The 20,878-nt window shown below is 29.0% G+C and carries 22 protein-coding genes; 14 read left to right on the top strand and 8 right to left on the bottom strand.

The genetic code is table 11. The annotated features are described in order from the left end of the window. Positions 1-31 precede the first annotated feature (31 nt). The 13 genes from BTO18_RS10070 to tsaB all read left to right on the top strand — a co-directional run bounded on the left by BTO18_RS10070 (position 32) and on the right by tsaB (position 9,361). Positions 32-802: an enoyl-CoA hydratase/isomerase family protein gene (locus BTO18_RS10070; protein WP_105016094.1), complete on the top strand. Its 771-nt coding sequence runs from the start codon at positions 32-34 to the stop codon at positions 800-802. 5 nt (positions 803-807) lie between these two features. Next, positions 808-1,365, top strand: a complete 558-nt coding sequence (locus BTO18_RS10065; RefSeq protein ID WP_105016093.1) for an MOSC domain-containing protein — start codon at positions 808-810, stop codon at positions 1,363-1,365. Further along, entirely contained in the window at positions 1,365-1,919 is a 555-nt protein-coding gene (locus BTO18_RS10060) for a hypothetical protein (protein WP_105016092.1), read from the top strand. Before BTO18_RS10065 ends, BTO18_RS10060 begins: the two co-directional genes overlap by 1 nt. A 197-nt stretch (positions 1,920-2,116) precedes the next feature. Further along, positions 2,117-3,019 (top strand): heme o synthase, encoded by a 903-nt coding sequence (cyoE, locus tag BTO18_RS10055; protein ID WP_105016091.1) that lies wholly within the window; start codon positions 2,117-2,119, stop codon positions 3,017-3,019. Between the two features lies 1 nt (position 3,020). Then, a complete protein-coding gene (locus BTO18_RS10050) occupies positions 3,021-3,608 on the top strand; it encodes a cytochrome c oxidase subunit 3 (protein ID WP_226789091.1) in 588 nt (195 codons plus the stop codon). A 50-nt stretch (positions 3,609-3,658) separates the two neighbouring features. After that, on the top strand, positions 3,659-4,639 hold the full coding sequence (locus BTO18_RS10045; protein ID WP_105016090.1) for a cytochrome c oxidase subunit 3: 981 nt from the start codon (positions 3,659-3,661) through the stop codon (positions 4,637-4,639). Positions 4,640-4,657: 18 nt separating this feature from the next. After that, positions 4,658-4,999 carry a cytochrome C oxidase subunit IV family protein gene (locus tag BTO18_RS10040; RefSeq protein ID WP_105016089.1) on the top strand — a complete coding sequence of 114 codons (342 nt, stop codon included), beginning with the start codon at positions 4,658-4,660 and terminating at the stop codon, positions 4,997-4,999. Between the two features lie 187 nt (positions 5,000-5,186). After that, the gene (locus BTO18_RS10035) at positions 5,187-5,747 is read left to right on the top strand and encodes a hypothetical protein (RefSeq protein ID WP_226789092.1); all 561 of its coding nucleotides are present in this window, start codon (positions 5,187-5,189) and stop codon (positions 5,745-5,747) included. Further along, positions 5,744-6,388 carry an SCO family protein gene (locus tag BTO18_RS10030; protein WP_105016087.1) on the top strand — a complete coding sequence of 215 codons (645 nt, stop codon included), beginning with the start codon at positions 5,744-5,746 and terminating at the stop codon, positions 6,386-6,388. Before BTO18_RS10035 ends, BTO18_RS10030 begins: the two co-directional genes overlap by 4 nt. Further along, positions 6,381-6,920: a DUF420 domain-containing protein gene (locus BTO18_RS10025; RefSeq protein ID WP_105016086.1), complete on the top strand. Its 540-nt coding sequence runs from the start codon at positions 6,381-6,383 to the stop codon at positions 6,918-6,920. The genes BTO18_RS10030 and BTO18_RS10025 overlap by 8 nt, the downstream gene beginning before the upstream one ends. Positions 6,921-6,945: 25 nt before the next feature. Beyond that, positions 6,946-7,134 (top strand): hypothetical protein, encoded by a 189-nt coding sequence (locus BTO18_RS10020; RefSeq protein ID WP_226789093.1) that lies wholly within the window; start codon positions 6,946-6,948, stop codon positions 7,132-7,134. A gap of 122 nt (positions 7,135-7,256) precedes the next feature. After that, positions 7,257-8,600, top strand: a complete 1,344-nt coding sequence (locus BTO18_RS10015; RefSeq protein ID WP_105016084.1) for a TolC family protein — start codon at positions 7,257-7,259, stop codon at positions 8,598-8,600. A gap of 83 nt (positions 8,601-8,683) precedes the next feature. Continuing rightward, the gene (gene tsaB, locus BTO18_RS10010) at positions 8,684-9,361 is read left to right on the top strand and encodes a tRNA (adenosine(37)-N6)-threonylcarbamoyltransferase complex dimerization subunit type 1 TsaB (protein WP_105016083.1); all 678 of its coding nucleotides are present in this window, start codon (positions 8,684-8,686) and stop codon (positions 9,359-9,361) included. Positions 9,362-9,378: 17 nt separating this feature from the next. On the opposite strand, the gene BTO18_RS10005 is transcribed toward tsaB, so the two are convergent. The 3 genes from BTO18_RS10005 to BTO18_RS09995 all read right to left on the bottom strand — a co-directional run bounded on the left by BTO18_RS10005 (position 9,379) and on the right by BTO18_RS09995 (position 10,865). Then, on the bottom strand, positions 9,379-10,185 hold the full coding sequence (locus tag BTO18_RS10005; RefSeq protein ID WP_105016082.1) for a mechanosensitive ion channel family protein: 807 nt from the start codon (positions 10,183-10,185) through the stop codon (positions 9,379-9,381). A 56-nt stretch (positions 10,186-10,241) separates the two neighbouring features. Further along, positions 10,242-10,595: a DUF1304 domain-containing protein gene (locus BTO18_RS10000; protein WP_211295594.1), complete on the bottom strand. Its 354-nt coding sequence runs from the start codon at positions 10,593-10,595 to the stop codon at positions 10,242-10,244. 69 nt (positions 10,596-10,664) lie between these two features. Further along, positions 10,665-10,865 (bottom strand): dodecin family protein, encoded by a 201-nt coding sequence (locus BTO18_RS09995; protein WP_105016081.1) that lies wholly within the window; start codon positions 10,863-10,865, stop codon positions 10,665-10,667. A gap of 152 nt (positions 10,866-11,017) precedes the next feature. Between BTO18_RS09995 and BTO18_RS09990 the strand changes: the two genes are divergently transcribed. Further along, positions 11,018-11,374 carry a toxin-antitoxin system YwqK family antitoxin gene (locus tag BTO18_RS09990; RefSeq protein ID WP_105016080.1) on the top strand — a complete coding sequence of 119 codons (357 nt, stop codon included), beginning with the start codon at positions 11,018-11,020 and terminating at the stop codon, positions 11,372-11,374. A 230-nt stretch (positions 11,375-11,604) separates the two neighbouring features. Here BTO18_RS09990 and BTO18_RS09985 read toward each other — a convergent pair whose 3' ends face one another. From BTO18_RS09985 to ruvA, 5 genes are all read right to left on the bottom strand, one after another. Next, a complete protein-coding gene (locus BTO18_RS09985) occupies positions 11,605-12,324 on the bottom strand; it encodes an energy transducer TonB (protein WP_105016079.1) in 720 nt (239 codons plus the stop codon). A gap of 61 nt (positions 12,325-12,385) precedes the next feature. Then, positions 12,386-12,763, bottom strand: coding sequence for a VanZ family protein (locus BTO18_RS09980; protein WP_211295593.1), 378 nt, complete (start codon positions 12,761-12,763; stop codon positions 12,386-12,388). Continuing rightward, positions 12,729-13,109 carry a glycine cleavage system protein GcvH gene (gcvH, locus tag BTO18_RS09975; protein WP_105016078.1) on the bottom strand — a complete coding sequence of 127 codons (381 nt, stop codon included), beginning with the start codon at positions 13,107-13,109 and terminating at the stop codon, positions 12,729-12,731. The genes BTO18_RS09980 and gcvH overlap by 35 nt, the downstream gene beginning before the upstream one ends. 28 nt (positions 13,110-13,137) lie before the next feature. Further along, a complete protein-coding gene (sov, locus tag BTO18_RS09970) occupies positions 13,138-20,268 on the bottom strand; it encodes a T9SS outer membrane translocon Sov/SprA (RefSeq protein ID WP_105016077.1) in 7,131 nt (2,376 codons plus the stop codon). 4 nt (positions 20,269-20,272) lie between these two features. Further along, the gene (gene ruvA / locus BTO18_RS09965) at positions 20,273-20,854 is read right to left on the bottom strand and encodes a Holliday junction branch migration protein RuvA (RefSeq protein WP_105016076.1); all 582 of its coding nucleotides are present in this window, start codon (positions 20,852-20,854) and stop codon (positions 20,273-20,275) included. Between the last annotated feature and the right edge of the window lie 24 nt (positions 20,855-20,878).

Here is a 20,878-nt window from a genome sequence, read left to right as displayed (position 1 = left end):
ACCTACATTTGATAAAACTTATAAATCTCCTATGACTACAAATAGACAAAATGGAAGTCTTTATGTAAACATCCAAAATAAAATTGCTACTGTAGAATTTGGTCATCCTGCAAGTAATTCTTTTCCAAGTGAATTATTAGATAGATTAACTAATGAATTGAATTCAATTTCAAAAAACGATTCTGTTTCAATTATCATCTTAAAATCTGAAGGAGATAGAGCTTTTTGTGCAGGTGCTTCTTTTGATGAATTAGTTGCAATCTCTAATTTAGAGGAAGGAGAAAAATTCTTTTCTGGTTTTGCCAACGTTATTAATGCCATGCGAACTTGTGGAAAAATTATTATTGGGCGAGTACAAGGCAAAACTGTTGGAGGAGGAGTTGGTTTAGCATCTGCTTGCGATTATGTGCTAGCCACAGAAGCTGCTGCTATTAAATTATCGGAATTAACAATAGGTATTGGTCCTTTTGTAATTGAGCCAGCTGTAAGTAGAAAAATAGGATTAGCTGCAACATCAGAATTAACGTTAGATGCCACAAGTTGGAAAAGTGCCTATTGGGCAAAAGAAAAAGGTTTGTATGCTAAAGTTTTTGAAACAATAAAAGAGTTAGATGAAGAGGTTGATTTGTTAGCAAATAAACTGGCTTCTTATAATATACAAGCATTATCAGAAATGAAAAAAGTACTATGGAATAATACCAGTCACTGGAATTCACTTTTGATTGAAAGAGCTAAAATTTCAGGAGAATTGGTATTGTCTGATTTTACAAAAAGTGCTTTGGCAAAATTTTCAAAGAAATAAGTTTTATGAAAATTGTTTCCACAAATATTGGTGATAAAAAAGAAATCTTTTGGAAAAAGAAAAAGGTAATTACAGGTATTTATAAATACCCTGTAAATAAACCTATTTTTTTAGATGTTGAAGAAGTAGAAGGCGATGAAATTTCAGATAGAAAACACCATGGAGGAATTAACCAAGCTGTATATGCTTATTCTTTAAAACATTATGATTATTGGAAACCTTTGTACCCAGATTTAGATTGGAATTTTGGTATGTTTGGTGAAAATTTAACCATTGATAATATTGATGAAACAAAAATACACCTAGGTAATACTTATAAAGTTGGTAATGCCATTTTAGAAGCTACTTTGCAAAGAAGCCCTTGTTTTAAATTAGGTATTCGTTTTAATAATATGAAAATTGTAAAACAATTTTGGAACTCTACAATGTGTGGGGTATATTTTAAAGTAATACAAACAGGAACTGTACAAATAAATGATGAATTTTATCAGATAAAAAGTTGCCCAGAAAATTTAACTATAGCAGATTTATTAATTAGAAGAAAAAAAGAAAAAGGTCTGTAATGAAAATAAGAAAGAGATATATTTTACTCATTTTACTTGCTTTATTACCACTCTTAAAACTCATTCACCCAAATGATTATTGTTTTGGATACGAAGATTTAATTATTATTGGTGGTTTTGCTATTCTTTTTTTCATCCCATTTTTAGTCATAGTTTTCTACAATCTTTATAAAATCAGTTTAAAAAAAGAATTATTTAATTTTAGACCTATTATAATTGCAGTAGTTTATACTGTATGTTTATTGTTTTTATTAAAAAATCATGATAAAAACATTTTTAAAGAAGAGCTTTATTTTTTTAAAGTTGATGGGAGAAGCAACCCTTCCTATACTATTCGTCTATTTAATGATAAATCTTTTGAATTTAAAATTTCAGAATTTAAAAAAGCATGTTATTACAAAGGAGAATACTATTTAAAAAAAGATTCTTTATTTCTAAACAAAAATGGAACAATAAACAATATTAATAAATTAGATACAATTTATTTTTTCAATAAAGAAACATTAAAATTAATTCCAAGAACAAAAAACTTTCTAAAATTCATAAAAAAATAATTTTTTGCTATTTGATAAAAAATAATTTTCTATATTTGTGTGTGATTTTTAATTAAGTCACACTTTTTCTTTTTCATAGCAATTTTCCCACTCAAATTTTGAGTGGGTTTTTTTATGAATTTCATTAACACAAAATACTTTAAAATGTATGGTAATTTGATAATTATCAAATATCTTTGCAGTCCATTTGTAATATAATGAATTCAACAGTAGTTTCAGAAACAAAGGTGCCTGTAAATACAATTTTATCAGACTTAAAACAGCTTACAAAAGTTGGTTTATCTTTAAGTGTGGTATTCTCTTCTGTGGCAGGTTATTTATTAGCTGTTGATGTTATTAATTATACAATACTTTTTTTATTGGCAATAGGTGGTTTTTTTATGGTTGGTGCTTCAAATGCATTTAATCAAATTATAGAAAGAGATACAGATGCAATTATGAAACGCACAATGAATAGACCTTTACCAACAGGTAGAATGTCTGTAAACTTTGCCATGTTTATTGCGGTTTTATTTACTGTTCTAGGTTTATCGATATTGTATAGTATCAATCCAAAAACGGCATTATTTGGAGCTGTTTCAATATTTTTATACACTTGTGCTTATACACCATTAAAATCAGTAACACCATTAACTGTTTTTGTAGGTGCTATTCCAGGAGCAATCCCTTTTATGTTAGGTTGGGTAGCTGCAACAGGTAAATTTGGAATCGAAGCAGGTTTTTTATTTATGATTCAGTTTTTCTGGCAATTCCCACACTTTTGGGCAATTGGTTGGTTGCAATTTGAAGAATATAAAAAAGCAGGTTTTAGCATGCTACCCATGAATACAAAAGATAAAAAGGCTGTTAAGCAAATTATTTTATACACTGTAATTATGATAGCAGTATCAATTGCCCCAGTATTAAAAGTAACTGGCGATTTTTATATTTATCCACTAACAGCAGTTTTAGTTGGTTTTTTAGGATTAATAATGTTATATTATGCAATACAATTGCATAAAACAGAACATAACATAGAGGCAAGAAAATTGATGTTAGCAAGTGTGTTGTACATAACAGTTGTACAAGTTGTTTATGTAGTTGATAAATTTTTACATTAATATGATAAAGGAACAAACTTTAGAACAAGAGTATGTAGCTGCAAAAAAGAAATCAGCAAAACCAATGTTATGGATTTCTATGATAAGTATGGTAATGTTTTTTGCAGGTTTAACAAGTGCCTATGTTATAAGTATGAAAAGAGATGATTGGGTTTCTTTTGAATTGCCACAATCATTTTATATTAGTACTTTTTTAATTGTAGCTAGTAGTGTTACTCTTTTTTTATCACAGAGATTTTTAAAACAAGATAAAAGACAATTATCGCTAATAACAGTAATTATTACTTTGTTATTGGGTGTTGGTTTTATATGGCAACAATATGTTGGGTTTAATCAGTTAAGAAGTATTGGTTTGTTTTTCACAGGGCCAGAAAGCACGGTATCAACATCGTTTATCATAGGCATTACTTTTATGCATGTATTGCACTTAATAGCTGGTATTATTGTACTTTTTGTTGTAATTTATAATCATTTTAAATACAAGTACAAATCAGATGATATGCTAGGCTTTGAACTAGGTGCAATCTTCTGGCATTTTGTAGATATATTATGGATTTATCTATTTTTCTTTTTCTATTTTATTAGGTGATGAAAAATGATTAATTTTGATAAAATTTTAAGAATTAACTAAATTTATTTATGGAAGCAAATATTGCTATACCTTCTGACGGAAAAAACACTTGGGATGGTGGTGGTGTAAGACCATTTGGAGCAAGTTATGGTAAAATGATGATGTGGTTTTTTATCGTTTCTGATGCATTAACATTCTCTGGTTTTTTAGCTGCTTATGGTTTAACACGTTTTAAGTTTATAGATTCATGGCCAATTGCAGATGAAGTGTTTACGCACATTCCTTTTATACATGGTGAGTTTCCTATGTATTATGTGGCTTTTATGACTTTTGTTCTTATTTTTTCTTCGGTAACTATGGTTTTAGCTGTAGATGCTGGGCATAAAATGCAAAAAAACAAAGTTGCTTGGTATATGTTTGCAACCATAATTGGAGGTTTAATCTTTGTTGGTTCGCAAGCTTGGGAGTGGAATACTTTTATTAAAGGTTCTTATGGAGCTGTTAAAACTACGGATGGTAAAATATTGCAGTTTGCTAGAGATGGTAAGCAAATAGCATTATCAGATTTTGTAGTTGGTAATAGAATGGATAGTAGAGTTGAGCACACTAGGAAAAATGGTTTGTGGTGGAATAGTGGAGAAACGCTTCCACAGTATTCAGTGGCTCAAGTTACAGCATCTTACAAAGCAGACCCAACCATACAAATTAGAAGTGAACAGATCAATTTAGATAAAAAGAAGAAAATTATTTTATCCAGAGAAAAAGGATTAGCTGAATTAACTAAAGGTAAAATGGTTGTTGAAGGAGCTAACTTAAAAGTAAACGAATATGGTAATACTATCTTTGCAGATTTCTTCTTCTTTATTACTGGTTTTCATGGTTTTCACGTATTTTCTGGAATCTTAATTAATATTATCATTTTCTTTAATGTTATACTTGGTACTTACGAAAAAAGAGGACATTATGAAATGGTAGAAAAAGTTGGTTTATATTGGCACTTTGTAGATTTAGTTTGGGTATTTGTATTTACTTTTTTCTACCTAGTATAATAAATAATAGTATTAAAAATGGCACACGCACACGAATCACATACAAAAAGAATTTGGAATGTTTTTTGGATTTTATCCTTAATAACAATAGTAGAAGTAGCTTTAGGTATTCTTAAACCAGACATCTTACACTTAACAAATTTTTTGGGAACTAGTCCTCTAAACTGGATATTTATAATATTAACATTAGCTAAAGCTTATGGTATTACATGGGCATTTATGCACATGGAAGGTGAAAAAAAATGGTTTAGAAGATCTGTAGTTTGGACAGCAGTTTTCCTAATCTGTTATCTTGTAACTTTACTCTTAATAGAAGGTGGTTATCTATTTGAAACACTTGCACCACTTGTAAGATGGTAATTTAAAATATAGGTGGTCTTAACCACCTTTTTTTATATACTAAATTTATTAAAAATGTGTAATATTTATTTTTAGCATGGCATTTTTCACAAAAAAAAGAATAGTTTTATTCTTACTGTTTATTTTTCCTTTAATATGCTTTTTATTACTTTCTACAGGTAAAAATAACTTTACAAAGTTACCAATTTTGACCCAACAAGTTTTAGATATTTCTGAAATAAAACCTACTAGTAGCACTACTTTTAAAGAGCATGTTTCAGTAGTTTGTTTTTTAGGAAATGATATAGAAGCAAGTAAAACTAGGTTATTTAATTTGAATGAAAAAATCTATAAAAAGTTTTTTGACTATAAAAATTTCCAGATTGTAGCTTTTTATCCTGAAGATAAATATAATGCAGTTATAAATTTAAAGAAAGAAATTGGTACTTATACAGACATGCAAAAATGGATTTTTACTAGTGCTTCTAAAGAAGAAATAGAAGGTTTATATGATAGCTTTTCTTACAAAAGTCCACTTGAAAATTTAGGGTCTACAAAAGCCTTTTTAATTGATAAGAATGCAAGTTTAAGAGGAAGAACAAATGATGAAGATACCAAAGAAGGTAAATTATATGGTTATAATTTAAATTCTATATCAGAGTTAAATGATAAATTAAAAGACGATTTAAAAGTGCTTTATTATGAGTATTATGCTGCTTTTAAAGAACGAAACAAAAACAAAGCTGATAGAAAAGAAGTAGGATTATGAATAAAAAATTTTCGTACATAGGCATTGCTTTTATTATTCTTTTATTTGGAATTTACACTGTGCCAAAAGTGGTAAATCGTTTTGATGATTCTGATTTGGTAAAATTTTCGAAAGTCCCAGATTTTGAGTTTATCAATCAAGAAGGAAAAACGATTACAAATAAAAGTTATGAAGGTAAAGTATATGTTGTTGAATTTTTCTTTACAACTTGCCCTACAATATGCCCAAAAATGAATAAAAAAATGCGAACTCTTCAAGATGCGTTTTTTGGAAATCCAGAATTTGGTATTGCATCAATTTCTATCACTCCAGATACAGATACCCCAAAAGTTCTTAAAGAATATGCGAAAAATAAAAGAATTACACACAAAAATTGGCATTTACTAACAGGTAAATCTGAAGATATTGTTTATGCCCTATCAAACAAAGGCTTTAAATTACCAGCAGGTGTTGGAGGCACAGATCATGGTGGGTTATATCATTCTGGTAATTTTGCGTTGGTTGATAAAAATGGCTTTATTCGTTCTAGAAAAGATGAGCTTGGTAATCCAATATTTGTATACAGAGCTTTAGATGAATATGAGTTGAATCATCAAATTAATGAATTAAAAGAAGACATAAAATTGTTGTTAAATGAGTAATCTAGCACAAGAAAGAAAGTATAAAAAAATAATTACTGCATTATCAATTATAATACCATTAGCAGTAGCTGCTTTATTTGGTGTAAATTTAAAAAAGTTAGGCTTTAATGTAGAGCCATTAACTTTTTTACCTCCAATTTATGCAAGTGTAAATGGTTTAACTGCTCTTGTTTTGGTTGCAGCCGTTATTGCAATAAAAAAAGGAAATCGTAAACTGCATGAGCAATTAAATACGTTTGCAATTTTTTGCTCACTAGCTTTTCTATTAATGTATATAGCTTATCACATGACATCAGACTCTACAAAGTTTGGTGGAGAAGGAGTAATAAGATATGTATACTATTTTATTTTAATTACGCACATTATCTTATCAGTAGTTGTGATTCCTTTTGTACTGACTACTTACATGAGAGCTAAATTAGGTGATTTTCCTAATCATAAAAAAATTGCTAAAAAAACGTTTCCTCTTTGGTTATATGTAGCTGTAACAGGGGTTGTAGTTTATATAATGATATCACCTTATTATGTTTAAAAAAATAATATTTACTTTTTGTTTTATGTTTATAATATTCATTAAACCTGCTTACAGTCAATGTGCTATGTGTAAGGCTGTTGTAGAAAATGGAGATGTTTCTATGGCAGAAGGTGTTAATAATGGTATTACATACTTAATGGTTTTTCCCTACATTTTAATTGGCATATTGTTCTTTGCCATTTATAGATATAAGAAACAACTTAAAAATTAACATTTCAATAAGAGGATTTTCTTGTAACATATTTTACTTTTAGTCGTCTTATAAGCATTGTTAGATATTTTATCTATCATTTTAGATATATTACCGTAAACCAACCAAAAAACAAATACGTTTTGAAAACTAAACTTTCTGTACTTGTAGCTTTTTGTATCTCTATTGCTACATTTTCTCAAAAAAAATGGACGCTTAAAGAATGTGTAGATGAAGCTTTAAAAAAGAATATTTCTATACAACAAAATAAATTATCTGTTGAACTTGCTAAAAAGGATGTAGAAATTGCAAAAGGTAATTTTTTACCTAATTTAAATGCTAATACAAGAGGAAATTTGAATTTTGGATCTGGTTTTGATCCAGTTTCTCAAAATAGGGTAAATACTAGTTTTTTTGGTGGTTCAGTTGGTGTAAATTCCAATGTGACTATTTTTAATGGATTTAGAAATACAAATACATATAAACAAGCTGAATTAGGTGTAGAAAGTAGTTTGCTTGATTTACAGTTTATTGAGAATGATATCTCTTTACGGGTAGTAAATGGATACTTGAATGTATTATTTGCCAAAGAAAATTTATTAGCCGCAAAAGTTCAATATAAAATAAGTAAATCTCAAATTGACGCAGCTGAAGCACGTTTTAAATCTGGAGTTATACCTAAAGGAGATTTATTAAACACTCAATCTACTGCTGCATCAGACCAACAAAACGTAGTTACTCAAGAAAATGCTTTGGATATTGCTCTTTTAAATTTATCTCAATTACTTCAAGTACCCACAGAAGGTTTCGATGTTACAGGAATAAATGTTGGTAACCCATCAGCAAATTTATTTTATAAAAACTCATCATCTGTATACGATAAATCTTTAGGAACAATGCCAGAAATAGCAAGAGCAAAATTAGCTATTGAAAATGCCAACTTTGATATTGAAATTGCTAAAGGGTCTTTTATGCCTACAATAAGTGGTTCTTTATTTTTAGCAAGTGATTATGCTTATGATTTAAAAGATGGTACAGTAAGATTTGGTAGTACTTTAAATCAAGATTTATTTACACAAATAAATGAAAATTTTGGTTACGGTGCTGGCTTTAGAATAGATATTCCGATATTTAATAGGTTTCAAACAAAAAACAGAGTTGCTCAATCAATTATTAATAAAGATATTTCAGAATTCAGGTTATTAGATGAAAAATTACGATTAAAACAAACAATTGAGCAGGCTTTTTTAGACGTAAAAACAGCTTTAAAAACTTTTGAAGCTGCTAAAATTTCTTTAGAAGCACAAGAAGAAGCTTTTAAGAACGCACAAGAACGTTATAATTTTGGAGCAATGACTCAATTTGACTTTGATCAGGTTAGAACTCGTTTAGTTAATGCCCAATCTGCTTTAATTCGTTCTAAATACGACTATGTATTCAAAACAAAAGTACTACAATTTTATTCTGGCGAGTTAATTTTGGAATAAGATTCCTGTAGAATATATTTTATGCCTTACTAAAATTTAGTAAGGTTTTCTTTTTAGATATATTTGCAAAAATTATTATTGATTTGAGCTTAATACTAAATATAGAAACATCTACTAAAAATTGTTCAGTTAGTATTGCTAATGAAGGAGAAGTTTTAGTAATTAAAGAACTGAATAATGGTAACTATTCTCATGCAGAAATGTTACATCCTTTTATAGATGATATTATCAATAAATCAAATATTTCTCTATCTGATATAGATGCAATTGCAGTTAGTAAAGGCCCAGGTTCTTACACAGGTTTAAGAATAGGAGTTTCAGCAGCAAAAGGGCTTTGTTTTGCTTTTGATAAGCCATTAATTTCTATTGATACTTTAACATCATTATCTTATTCAATTACCATTAATCAAGGAATAATAGTTCCTATGATAGATGCAAGAAGAATGGAAGTATATTCTGCTATTTTCGATGCTAATCATCAATTAGTAAGAGAAATTAAAGCTGATATAGTGGATGAAGAAACTTATTTAGAATATTTAGAAAAGTCTAGAGTTTATTTTTTAGGTGATGGAGCTACAAAATGTAAAGAAATAATTAAACACAAAAATGCTATTTTTATTGAAAGTAAATATCCTTCAGCAAGAGAAATGGCAAAATTATCCTTTGATAAATACAAAATAAGCGACACAGAAAATGTCGCTTATTTTGAACCTTTTTATTTAAAAGATTTTATTGTTATCCCTGAAAAGAAGAAAAACTGATGGTTTAATATTTTTATCTATTCAATTTTATTAATATTAACTCTATGAGGGTAAGGAATTTCTATGCCAGCTTTATCAAGTTCTAGTTTAGCACTCTCTGTAACTTCAAAATAAACGTCCCAATAGTGTTCTGTTTTACACCAAGGTCTTACAGCAAAGTTAACAGAACTATCAGCTAATTCTAAAACTGTAACTGCAGGTTCTGGATTTTTTAAAACTTTAGCATGATCTTTTAAAATATTCATAAGTACTTCTTTGGTTTTTTTTATGTCAGCATCATAAGAAACACCAATTACCAAATCAACTCTTCTAGTACCTTCAGTTGAATAATTGATAATATTACCATTAGATAAAACACCATTTGGTATAATGATTTCTTTGTTAGATAAGCCTGTAAATTTAGTGGTAAAAATTTCTATTTCTTTTACTACTCCAATTTCACCTTGAGCTTCAACTAAATCACCTATTTTAAATGGTTTGAAAATCATTATTAACACACCACCTGCAAAATTACCTAATGAGCCTTGTAGAGCCAAACCAACAGCTAAACCTGCAGCTGCAATGATTGCAGCAAAAGAAGTTGTAGCTACACCAAGCTGAGATATTACAGTAATAAATAATAGTATTTTTAAAATCCAGCCTACTAAATTTCCTAAAAACTTTTGAAGCGTAATATCTACACCTCTTTTATTCATCAATTTTTTAGATGAGTTTATGATGATCTTGATTAAGAACAGCCCTACTATTAATATTAATAAAGCAGTAACTATTTTTGGTATGTAAGTAAATAATAAATCTTTTGATGTTTCAATGTATTCTTTCATAATTAATCTAATTTACACAAAAGTAACTTTAACTAGGTTAAATTTAAAGTTAAATTTTATAAAAATATTGATAATATTGCAATTGATGCTGGGATAGTTTGAATATAAAGAATTCTGATTTTTTTGGTTGAATAAGCTCCATAAATTCCTGCAACACATACACAAATTAAAAAAAATATTGCAATATTTGTGTCTTTAAGAACCATAGACCAAATAAGACCAGCCGCCAAAAATCCATTATAAAGCCCCTGATTAGCTGCAAGGACTTTTGTTTCATCAGCAAATTTTTTATCCTTTAAGCCAAAAGCTTTTATTCCTTTTTTTGTATTCCATAATATCATTTCTAAATAAACAATATATATATGGATAATTACAACAATAAAAATTAGTAAATAGTGATACAGTTCCATAAGTATAATAAAAAGCGATTTAAATATTAATTGCATTAAACCGCTTGTAGTAGTTTGTAATTATTGTTTTTAGTTTACCTCAAAAGTGATTTTTAAGTTTACTCTAAATTCTGTTACATCATTTCCGTTTACAACAGCACTTTGCGATTGTACAAAAACAGATTTGATATTGTTTACAGATTTTGCAGCCTGTTTTACTGCTTTTTTTGTTGCATCTTCCCAACTTTTTTCAGAATTAGCAAGAACTTCAATAACTTTCATTACAGCCATAATTGTTTATTAATTAAAGGTTTATTAATTGTTAAATATAATAAATAAAAAGGATTAATCCCTAATGTTAACTTAATGTTAATTAAATGTTTTTTTATTGTTATAAAATTATTATATTTGTAAATATAAAGTTAACCTTATAATAAGCGATCATGAAAAAAATAATAACAATCTGTGCTTTGAGTATAGCCACTATTGGATTTGCTCAAAAACAACAACCAACTTTTAAGGCTGAAGGTAATTTAGTAAAAGCAACTTATTATTATGAAGATGGTAAAATTAAAACTCAAGGTTTTTTTAAGGATAAAAAACTAACTGGAGAGTGGGTTCGTTTTGATAAAGTTGGAAATAAAATTCAACTAGCATATTATAATGCTGGTAAAAAGGTAGGAAAATGGTTTGTTTGGAGTAAAGCTTCTTTAAAAGAGATTAACTACGAAGACAATGCGATTGCTTCCGTTAATGTTTGGAAACCAGAATCTAAAGTTGCAATAAACGAAGATAAATAAATAAAATTTAATTCAAATTTAATATTTAATCCATTGGATAATACTTATCTAATGGATTTTTTCTTTTTTAAAAGATAAACTAATAATATTCTAAAAGAATGTTTATCGGTTTTAATAATAGTGTATAATATATTTTACCAACTAAAAAAGAAAACATGAGTAGATAGTTAATATAAAAAAACCTAGAAACTTAATTTCTAGGTTTTTATGATAATAATACTTTTATATATTTATTCAACTACTAAAGTAAAAGGAATACTGTATTTAACACCAACTGGTTTTCCTCTTTGTCTTCCTGGTTTCATTTTTGGTAACTGCTTCATTACTTTAACAACCTCACTTTTAATTTTTGGGTGTGGAGCTCTTGCTTGAACATTTACTATGTTACCATTTCTGTCAATTTTAAAACCAATGTAAACTCTTTTTTTACCAGGAGATAAACCTAACTCGTTAGGTAATTCAGCATCAAATTTTCTAGAAAAGTGTTTTTGCACTTTTTGACTAAAACACTTTTTTAATTGTGCTTTAGTTCCTTTGCAACCTGGAAAAACAGGAACATCTTCAATAATCATGAAACTAACGTCTTCTATAACCTCTTCTACCTCTTCTACTTCTTCTATTTCTTCAACTTCTACAGCTTCTGTTTCATCAGTTTCAGTAGATTCTATAACTGTTTCCTCAATTTCTTTTTCATCCTCAACAACTTCAATTTTTTCTGGAGTTGGTGGTGGTGGAGTTTTAGGTTTCACAGGTTCAACTCTTTCAGTAATCGGAATATCTTCTTCCAAATCTTGATTCATATTAGCTAAACCAAGTTCATTATATGTTTTGTCATAAGTCTTTTGTTCGATAGCAGCATAAGTGATAAACAAAGCTAGTACAAGACCAATTAGCATAAAATTTTTGCTAAAGTTTTCTAAATTTGATTTCGGATTTTTCTTAACTTCCATGGTAAAGAGTTTTAATTGGTTGCTAATTTAATTAAATTATTGTGTTAAATACAAATTTGCATTAATTAATTCTATTTTTTTGAAAAATATTAAAAAATACTAAAGCAAATAATGCGCCTAATGAATTTGCAAAAATATCAAGATAATCTGCTGTTCTATAATTCGTTAAGATATTTTGTAAAGCTTCAATAATTATGCCAAAAATTATACAACTAATTACAATTGCATATTTTTTATTAGGCTTTTTATAAAAAGAAAATAACCAAGAAATAGTAAGTGTAAAATAAGCTAAAGCATGAAAAACTTTATCTACATTTTTTACATCTATTTTTACAGTACTTGGTGTTTTTATTAAGCTTAAACAAAGAATAACTATTGTAAGAATAATTGCTATAAAGATAAAATTATCCTTCAACAATACTTTGATATGCTTCAGCATCTAATAAGTTTTCTATTTGGTTAGCATCTGAAATATCAATTTTAATCATCCAACCTTTACCATAAGGATCTGTGTTTACCAATTCTGGTTCATCTTCTAACTCTTCATTAAATTCAATTACCTCACCAGTTAAAGGCATAAATAAATCTGATACTGTTTTTACAGCTTCTACAGAGCCGAAAACTTCACCTTCTTCTACTGTATCGTCTAGAGTATCAACATCTACATAGACAATATCACCCAGTTCTCCTTGAGCAAAGTCTGTAATACCAACAGTAGCAGTATTACCATCAATTTTAATCCATTCGTGATCTTTAGTGTATTTTAATTCTTCTGGAAAATTCATTGTTAATTTGATTTTTATTATTCTGATACTAATTTCCTCCTAAATTATATACAATATTCAAACCACCATTAATAGCCTGTCTTGGAAAGGTTGTTGATATTGCATATCTTGATGTTTGATGATTATAATAAAAAGAGGCTGTTAAATTACTGCTTAGTCTATAATCTGCTGTAAATCTAATAGAAAATAATCGTTCTCCACCACTAATTTGATTATTATCATCCTCTATATATCGAATTTGAGTAATATTATCTCTTAAAGAAATATCAGCTCTTAAGTTTATATCTCCTTTTAATGTTGTTTTCTTACCTGTAAAACGTGTATTCATTTTTACGTTTTTAAATACATAGCCTAAACCAAAAATATATTCTGTACCAGCAATATCTGTTAATGTACTGTTGTTAAAGTTCATGGTTAACGTTCTATCTCTTTTTATTTCACCCCTAAAGGAAAATGAGTTTTTCATTTTCATATCCACTTTTATTAATGGAGAAAATTCATCAACTAAAGTTGCGCTAGCTAATAAAAGTTCAGGTTCAAAACTTTGAGAATTTTGATTGATGTCAAAAGGATTATTAGCATCATATTGCAAATTATTGGTAAAACTAGAAATGGTATATGATGATCTGTAACCATGTGAAAGAACAAAAGCAGAAAAGTTTTTCTTAAACCATTTAAATTTCATTAAACCATTGTAACGTATTGTCCAATTAGGGATTGGTATATTTCTAAATAAACCCGTATTTACTTTATTAGGGTCTTTACCAGAATAAGCTGCTAAAAATGCTGGTAATAATACTTGTTGACTGTTTTCACCAAAACCATTAGTTGGTGCTGTAGATTCAGTAAAAAGTCTTTGAGAAACAATTTGTCTGTAATCTTTCATAGTTTGAAATAAAGCATCTCCATTTTTAAACGCAGTAGACAACATTGAATAACTAGTACTAAAATTACCAGTTTCAAATGCTTCAATACCAAAATCTATTTGCCCATTTGGATTATTAGGATCTTCAATAATATCCAATTGTTGAGCTAAATCTCTGGTTTTTATTTTATTACCAATAATATCAATATTAAAATCTTTAAAAGGTTTAACTGTAAAACTATAGTCTAATTTATTATAGTGGGTTCTATTGTAGGTTTTATTATAAAAAGCACTTTCATCTACATCAGTTGTTAAAGGGTCATCTACAGTTGCTCTTGGATTTATTAACCAACCATTCAACAAGGCTTTATTTCTAATATCTACTTGGCTACCAAAGGCAAAACCAGTTGGTGGTCCTCCTAAAAAGCCAACACCTCCATCATAACCTTGTAAATATTGCCCATTATTTTCTGAATAACTTATTTTTCCTTGTTTTATAGAAGTTATAATATCCCAAGCTCCTTTTAGTATTTTTTTACCTATAGGTAGCTTTTTTTTAGGTCTTATATTACGTAAGTTTTGCCCTTTAGCTTGTTTTCTTTGACTTTTAGTTAAGAGTAATCTTTCAAAACCAATACTTTTATAAATTTTATCAAAAGAAAAAGTTGTATTTAGGTTATGCGTATTTGCATTCTGAATTACATTACCTATTTGCTCTACAATAGTTTCATCTTGTGATGATACTTGCCAATCATAATCAGCTGTGTAGGCATAATCTCCTTTTATAAACTTTAAAAAAGGAAACTTATCAAAAGGTAATTGATAGGTAGCATTTAGCTTTTGATGATATTGATTTGGTCTCCCTATATTAAAAAAGTTATCAAAAACTTGTAAATCTTCTCCACTATTAAAAGTATCGTAGATATAATTGTTAGTAGCATTAAAATTAAGCTGTATAGATTTTGTTAAATCGAAAGCAATAGTATAATCCCAATCAAATAAAAATCGTCTTTGTTTTAATGTAGGTTGATCTGGTAAACCAGCAATTAAATTTCTAGATTGTTGCTCATTATAACTTCTATTAACTCTAGAGTTTATTGCTAAAGTAGTAGGTATAGGATTAAAGTTTAGGTCTTTTAAAAACTTCCAATACTTGCTTCTAAATATTGAATCATTTTTCTTAAAAGGTTCAATAGGTTTCGAATTAAAATTAAAGTTATAGGCAGCAGAAGCCATCACATTTTCGTTGATATATCTTTGAATATTATAATCTCTATGAAATTCTCTATTATGAGAATATGAGACTGCTAAATTCTCAACATCATAAAAACGCGGTTTTTTAGTAGTATTTGGGTTTCTATTCTTTTTTACATTAATAAAACTAATACTTGTTCTTTTGGTATAATCTCTAGAAAACTCACTGTTGGGGTTTTGATCAATAGCATCTTCTAATTTTACATCTTGATATTGTGGGTCAAATTTCGGGTCTATAAATTTTTCGCCAATACTATAACTCATTGGTATCTGAATTCCCCATTTTTGTGGTGTAAGTACTTTGCCTAAATTTACTGATGTAGAAACATCATATTGTTTGGTTTCATCTAATGTTCTTTGGTTTACTCTATCTTCTACATTACCAAAACCAATGGTTTGAATGCTACCAGATAAAGAAACGTTGGCAACATCAGCAAAATTAGCATCTGCATTAACAACTGCAGCCCAACCTGCATCATTATCAAAACCAGAAGAGCGTAATTCGTTAAACCATACTTCACCAGATTTATTTGCAGTACTAATATTTTTTAACCCTAAAACAATTGTTCTTAACTGTGCTAAAGTAGGATTCCCTTTTACACGAATTGTATAATTAGCATTCGGGTTTTGTTGAGTAGATGTATAAGGTTGATTAATAGGTGCATTAATTGCATCTCTTTCTAGTTTTACTTTTCCAAAATCTTCTAAAAAACCATCTAAATTATTTTCCTCTGGCCAAACATCAAATTGTCCATTTCCTGCTGGGCTTACTTTTAAAGGTAATTCTAGTTCATAGTAATTCTCATCTAAATCTGTACCTAATCTTATAACACCAGCAAAATCTCCATCTTGAACTGGTCCACCACCTAAATTTTCTTGCAGGTGCATAAACATTTTAAGGTTTTTAAAACGTCTTAAATCAACACTTATATTTTTAAATATGGCTCTAGTTTTATTAGGTTCTAAATTGTTTACTTTTAAAGTTACAGATTGTTCATTTTGTAATTGTACAGTAGTACTACCCTGTAAACGTTCTCTTTGAATACCTGGAGGTTCTACATAAGTACCATCATTTTGCTCAATACTTACTACACCAACTTCAAAATCTTCTAGTTCTTGTTGAGTTAAATCTCTACTAGGATCGATTGCAGGATCAATAGTTTGTGTATAACGCCTCCAATCTCCACGTACTAAATCTAATTCTCCAAAACGGATTACAACTGGAATTTTAAAATTCGTCAAATACATTCTTACAAAACGAATACTATTAAAATTCGAAATTCCGTTTACGGCAGTTCCTGCTCTAATTGGTACTCTAAATTGATACCATTTAGTTTGCTGTGTATTTCCATTCTCTAGAGTTACAGAAGTAGTTTTTTCGTCAACAATAAAATTTCTACCAGTAGCTAAATCATTCTTATTCATAGAAATTCTGTACTCATAATAGCTCTCAACAGTATTCATAGTTTGATCTCTGTTGATGTCTTCTACATCTGGATACGTTGTAGATGATGTTGGGTAAGGTTCTGTAGATTGATTTAAAGTAGGTGAGTTACCTTGTGTATTATTAAAGTCTTTATACCTTCTTAAAATTGATGCATTAATAGCGTCTAAATTACTTCCTCTAAAAAACTGATAATCGTCTGCTGCAGGGTCAATTAATGTAGTGAATTTAGCATCAATATTGGCTAAACCTTGCTCTTCTACATTAGTTAAACCATCAAAACCTAAATCTTGGTTTACTCTTGCAGCATCATCTTCACTAAAGGCATAGATAATAGAAGGATTTCTTGGTACATCTCCCCAAACTGTTCTATTAACATTTACTGTATTAACTTTAGCACCATCTTCAGGCAATCCATTTTCAAACATTTTTCGATTATCTTTTACAATATCTTCAGAAATGTTACCAAGGTTTATATATAAATCACCAATTTGATTAGAAAGGTCATTAGGATTAACACCTTGAGGCAAACCTTCTTCATTTGTAATCGAATAATTATCATAAGGATCCATTACCCAAAACTGAATGTACTCAACATTGGCTTGGTCAAAGTTATTGGTATTTAAAGGTCTCATTATTCCACCCCAGTTTGTTTCAGGGGCAGGTAAAATACCCTTTCCATCAGAAGTATCTGCTGCTGGATTAAAGTTATAAGATCCTCTTTCTTGTGGAAAATAAGCTAAATCTAATGTTCTAATTTGAGTATTTTGAGTGATGTCAAATTGCTGATTAGGAAACAACTCATTAAAGTTAATTTGTCTTGTTTCTGCTCTAGATAATTCATCTGCATCTATACTTGGTGGTGTATCACCAAAACCATAAAATATTTGATCAATACTATACCAAGCTAATTTTGCTCTTTTATCATTATAAGATAAATCGCTTGCATTACCAAAAAAGCGTTGATTTTGGTCATTATTTGGTGTACTTGCTTCATACCAATCTAAAGGAGATAGTAAGCTGATAGGTATTTGCGAAGCTTCAAAATCATCAATATAAGATGTAGCAGCACCAGCTACATCAATTCCACTTGGTGTACCAGGTAACAAATATGCCATATCTGCTCTAACTGATAAATTAGAAGGGGCATCTGTATCTACAAAAGGTAATTTATTTGCTAGTTTTGTAAAGTAAGGTACTTCTGTTGAATAATCTACATTTATTCCAAACATAGTATTATTTATTGGGTCTGAACCAAAATTAACTTTAGGTGTTAATGGTCTTTCTAAAACGTTTAATACAGTTGCTCCTAAAATAAAATCATCAGAAAATTTATGTTCAACATCTATACCCATAAAGGTTTTTCTTTGTTGATTAAAAACTGCATTATTTTCTGTAGATACATTAATTGGTGTGCCAGATGCTTTTAAGCCTGGGTCAATAATTTGAACACGTCCTAATTGATAATCAACCACATAATCTACACCTTCCACTAAAGGTCTACCACCAGCAGTAACAGTTACAGAACCTCTTGGTACATTAAAAGCACCTATTGGAATTCCTCCTGCATCATCAGATTTAAAATACCCTGTTAAGAAATATTTATCTTTATTCTGAAAGTTATTTTTGATGTTAATTTTAGTATCTAAATACAATTCTTTGAATAGAAACTCCTCATCAGCAGTAGCTGTTAAATCATCTTCTAAACCAGTACCAAAAGGTTCAGGATCTGGAAAAATAACATAACCGTTTTGAGAATTTACTGTAATTCCTTCAACATAATCGAAGAAACCATCTGGATTTCTAAATTGACTTTGGTCTAATTGATCTAGTTTTAATACTTGAATTAAAGGTTTGTTTGGTATACCAGCTGTTTGAGCGTTTTGTAATACGTTAGAAGGTATTCCTGTATCATCATCTCTATATTGTAATTCGAATCTAAAACCGTCTTGTGATAAAGGAAATGCCCCTAAAGCATAAATATTTTTCATCATTAATCTCCAAGTAGGGAAAGATTCTTCTCCTCCAGCACCATCATCTCTTTTGGTTTGTAAAATTTCACTACGTAATAGTTTTACAGCTAAATTTTCTGGAGCTTGAACACCGTCATTAGAAAACTCACCAACTTTAAATGATTTTTCTGTGCTACCATTTACGGAACCTGCAACAGTATATTCGTAAGCAACAGCTAAAACCTCACCATCGTTTAGTCTTCTATTTAAAGAAATATAACCTAATTGCGGATTTAAAGTATATTCATTAGTACCTAATCTTCTTGCATTTTCTAGTATAGAATAATCTGTACCTTGTTGCATGGTAAAACGAGTTTGCAAGGTATTATCTACATCAGCAATATCTCTTATGCCGTTTAAAACAGCAGGCTCATAAATATTGTTGGCATTGTTTTGAGGTAAATTATAAATGTTGCCATTAGCAGTAATAGTAACTGGGCTTACAGGTAATACTGTACCATTGTCGTCTACTAAATTTTGATATGTTGATCCAGGATTATTCAGTTCGCCTATATCTGCAAAAGCCACTATACTTCTAAAATCTTCTGTAGAAGCGTTTCTATTAGTTATCCAAACCTCTATTCTTGTAATATTTACTTGGCTATTAATTAAAGGATATTGCTTTAACGCATTTGCATAATTGTCAATAAAAAACTGTGATAAGAAAAAGTGACGATCTGTATCATAATCTGTAGTTCTTAACTCAAAAGGTTGAATTGATGCACCTGCTTCTGCAACTACTGTATTACTTTCAGAATTTTGTTGAGAAAAAACTGCTGTAACAGTGGTTCTACCAAATTGTAATTTTGTTTTAACACCGAAAAGACTTTGAGCCCCATTAATTAATGAGTTTTTAATCGGCATTGTAACATTACCAGCTTCTATACCTTGTAGAATATCATCTTCTGTTGGTGTATAATCAATTTTTACTAAATTTTGAAAATCAAATGTAGATTGTGTATCATAATTTGCAGTAAACTCTAGACGTTCGCCAACTTTTGCTCGTAAACTCGCATTAATTTGCTGATCGAAATCAAAAACAAAACTACTTCTATTTTCTTCAGATATCTGTGGGTTTTCTGTATTTTGATAAATAAAACCAAGCTTTAAGTTTAGATTACCTGTAGGAGTAACTTTTACTGTATTGCCACCAAAAATATCTTCAAAAAATTTAGAATTTACATAATAAGTTGGTAGTAGGTCTTTTTGAGCATCTTTCGAGCCTTTTCTCTTGCCATTAGCAGCACTTACTTTTTGTTTAAAATACTGCAACATATCTCTTTTTAAACGATATCTTTCATATTCTTTTCTTGTTAAAAATATAGGCGTTTTTGTGTAATAATCACCAATTTTCTCGATGATTACATATTTGTTCAAAGCTTTATCGAAAATGATTTCTTTTTTAGCCAAATCATCTAAAAAAAGTCCTCCTTTTTGAGTGTGTTTAAAATCATATTTTAGCTGTACAGTATCTTTTTTTACTTTAGTGGTATCTTTAATTTGCTTTGTTTGACCTTTTGTAGATAAAGTTATAGCAAAAGTAAAAGAAGCTAATAAAAATATGTTTTTTAGTACTTTAGTCAATTGATTATAAATTTTTTAAAGCTAGTTTTATGATTTTTTCTACAGTAGCATCTGGGTGTTCTTTTAAAACATTATTCACTACTTTATCAGATTGTTTCTTATGAAAACCTAAAACTTCTAAAGCAGATAACGCTTCATCTTTATTCGTATTGCTTGTAGTTGTAGAAACTTCATCAATATCGAAGGTTTTTAAAATTTTATCTTTTAAATCTACAATAACCCTTTGTGCAGTTTTTGCCCCAATACCTTTTACTGATTGAATTAATGCTACATTTTCTGATGCAATAGCTTGCTGTATTTCTTCTGATGTCATTGAAGAACACATTGTTCTTGCAATACTTGGCCCAACACCAGAGACAGAAATTAATAGTTTAAAAACTTCACGTTCTGTCTTATTAATAAAACCAAAAAGGGTGTGAGCATCTTCTCTAATTGATAAATGTGTGTATAAAACTACATTTTCATCATTAGGTAAATTTGTGAATGTATTTAAAGAAATATGTAATAAATACCCAACACCATTGCAATCTACTACAACTTCTGTTGGATTTTTTTCAACGAGTCTTCCCCTAACTTGTGTTATCATAAATCCTTTTTCTTTTGGCTAATG

The sequence above is a fragment of the Polaribacter porphyrae genome (assembly GCF_002954685.1).
GTDB lineage: Bacteria > Bacteroidota > Bacteroidia > Flavobacteriales > Flavobacteriaceae > Polaribacter > Polaribacter porphyrae.
Note: the sequence above shows the minus strand (reverse complement) of the source record. Positions and strands in the feature narration are given on the sequence as shown.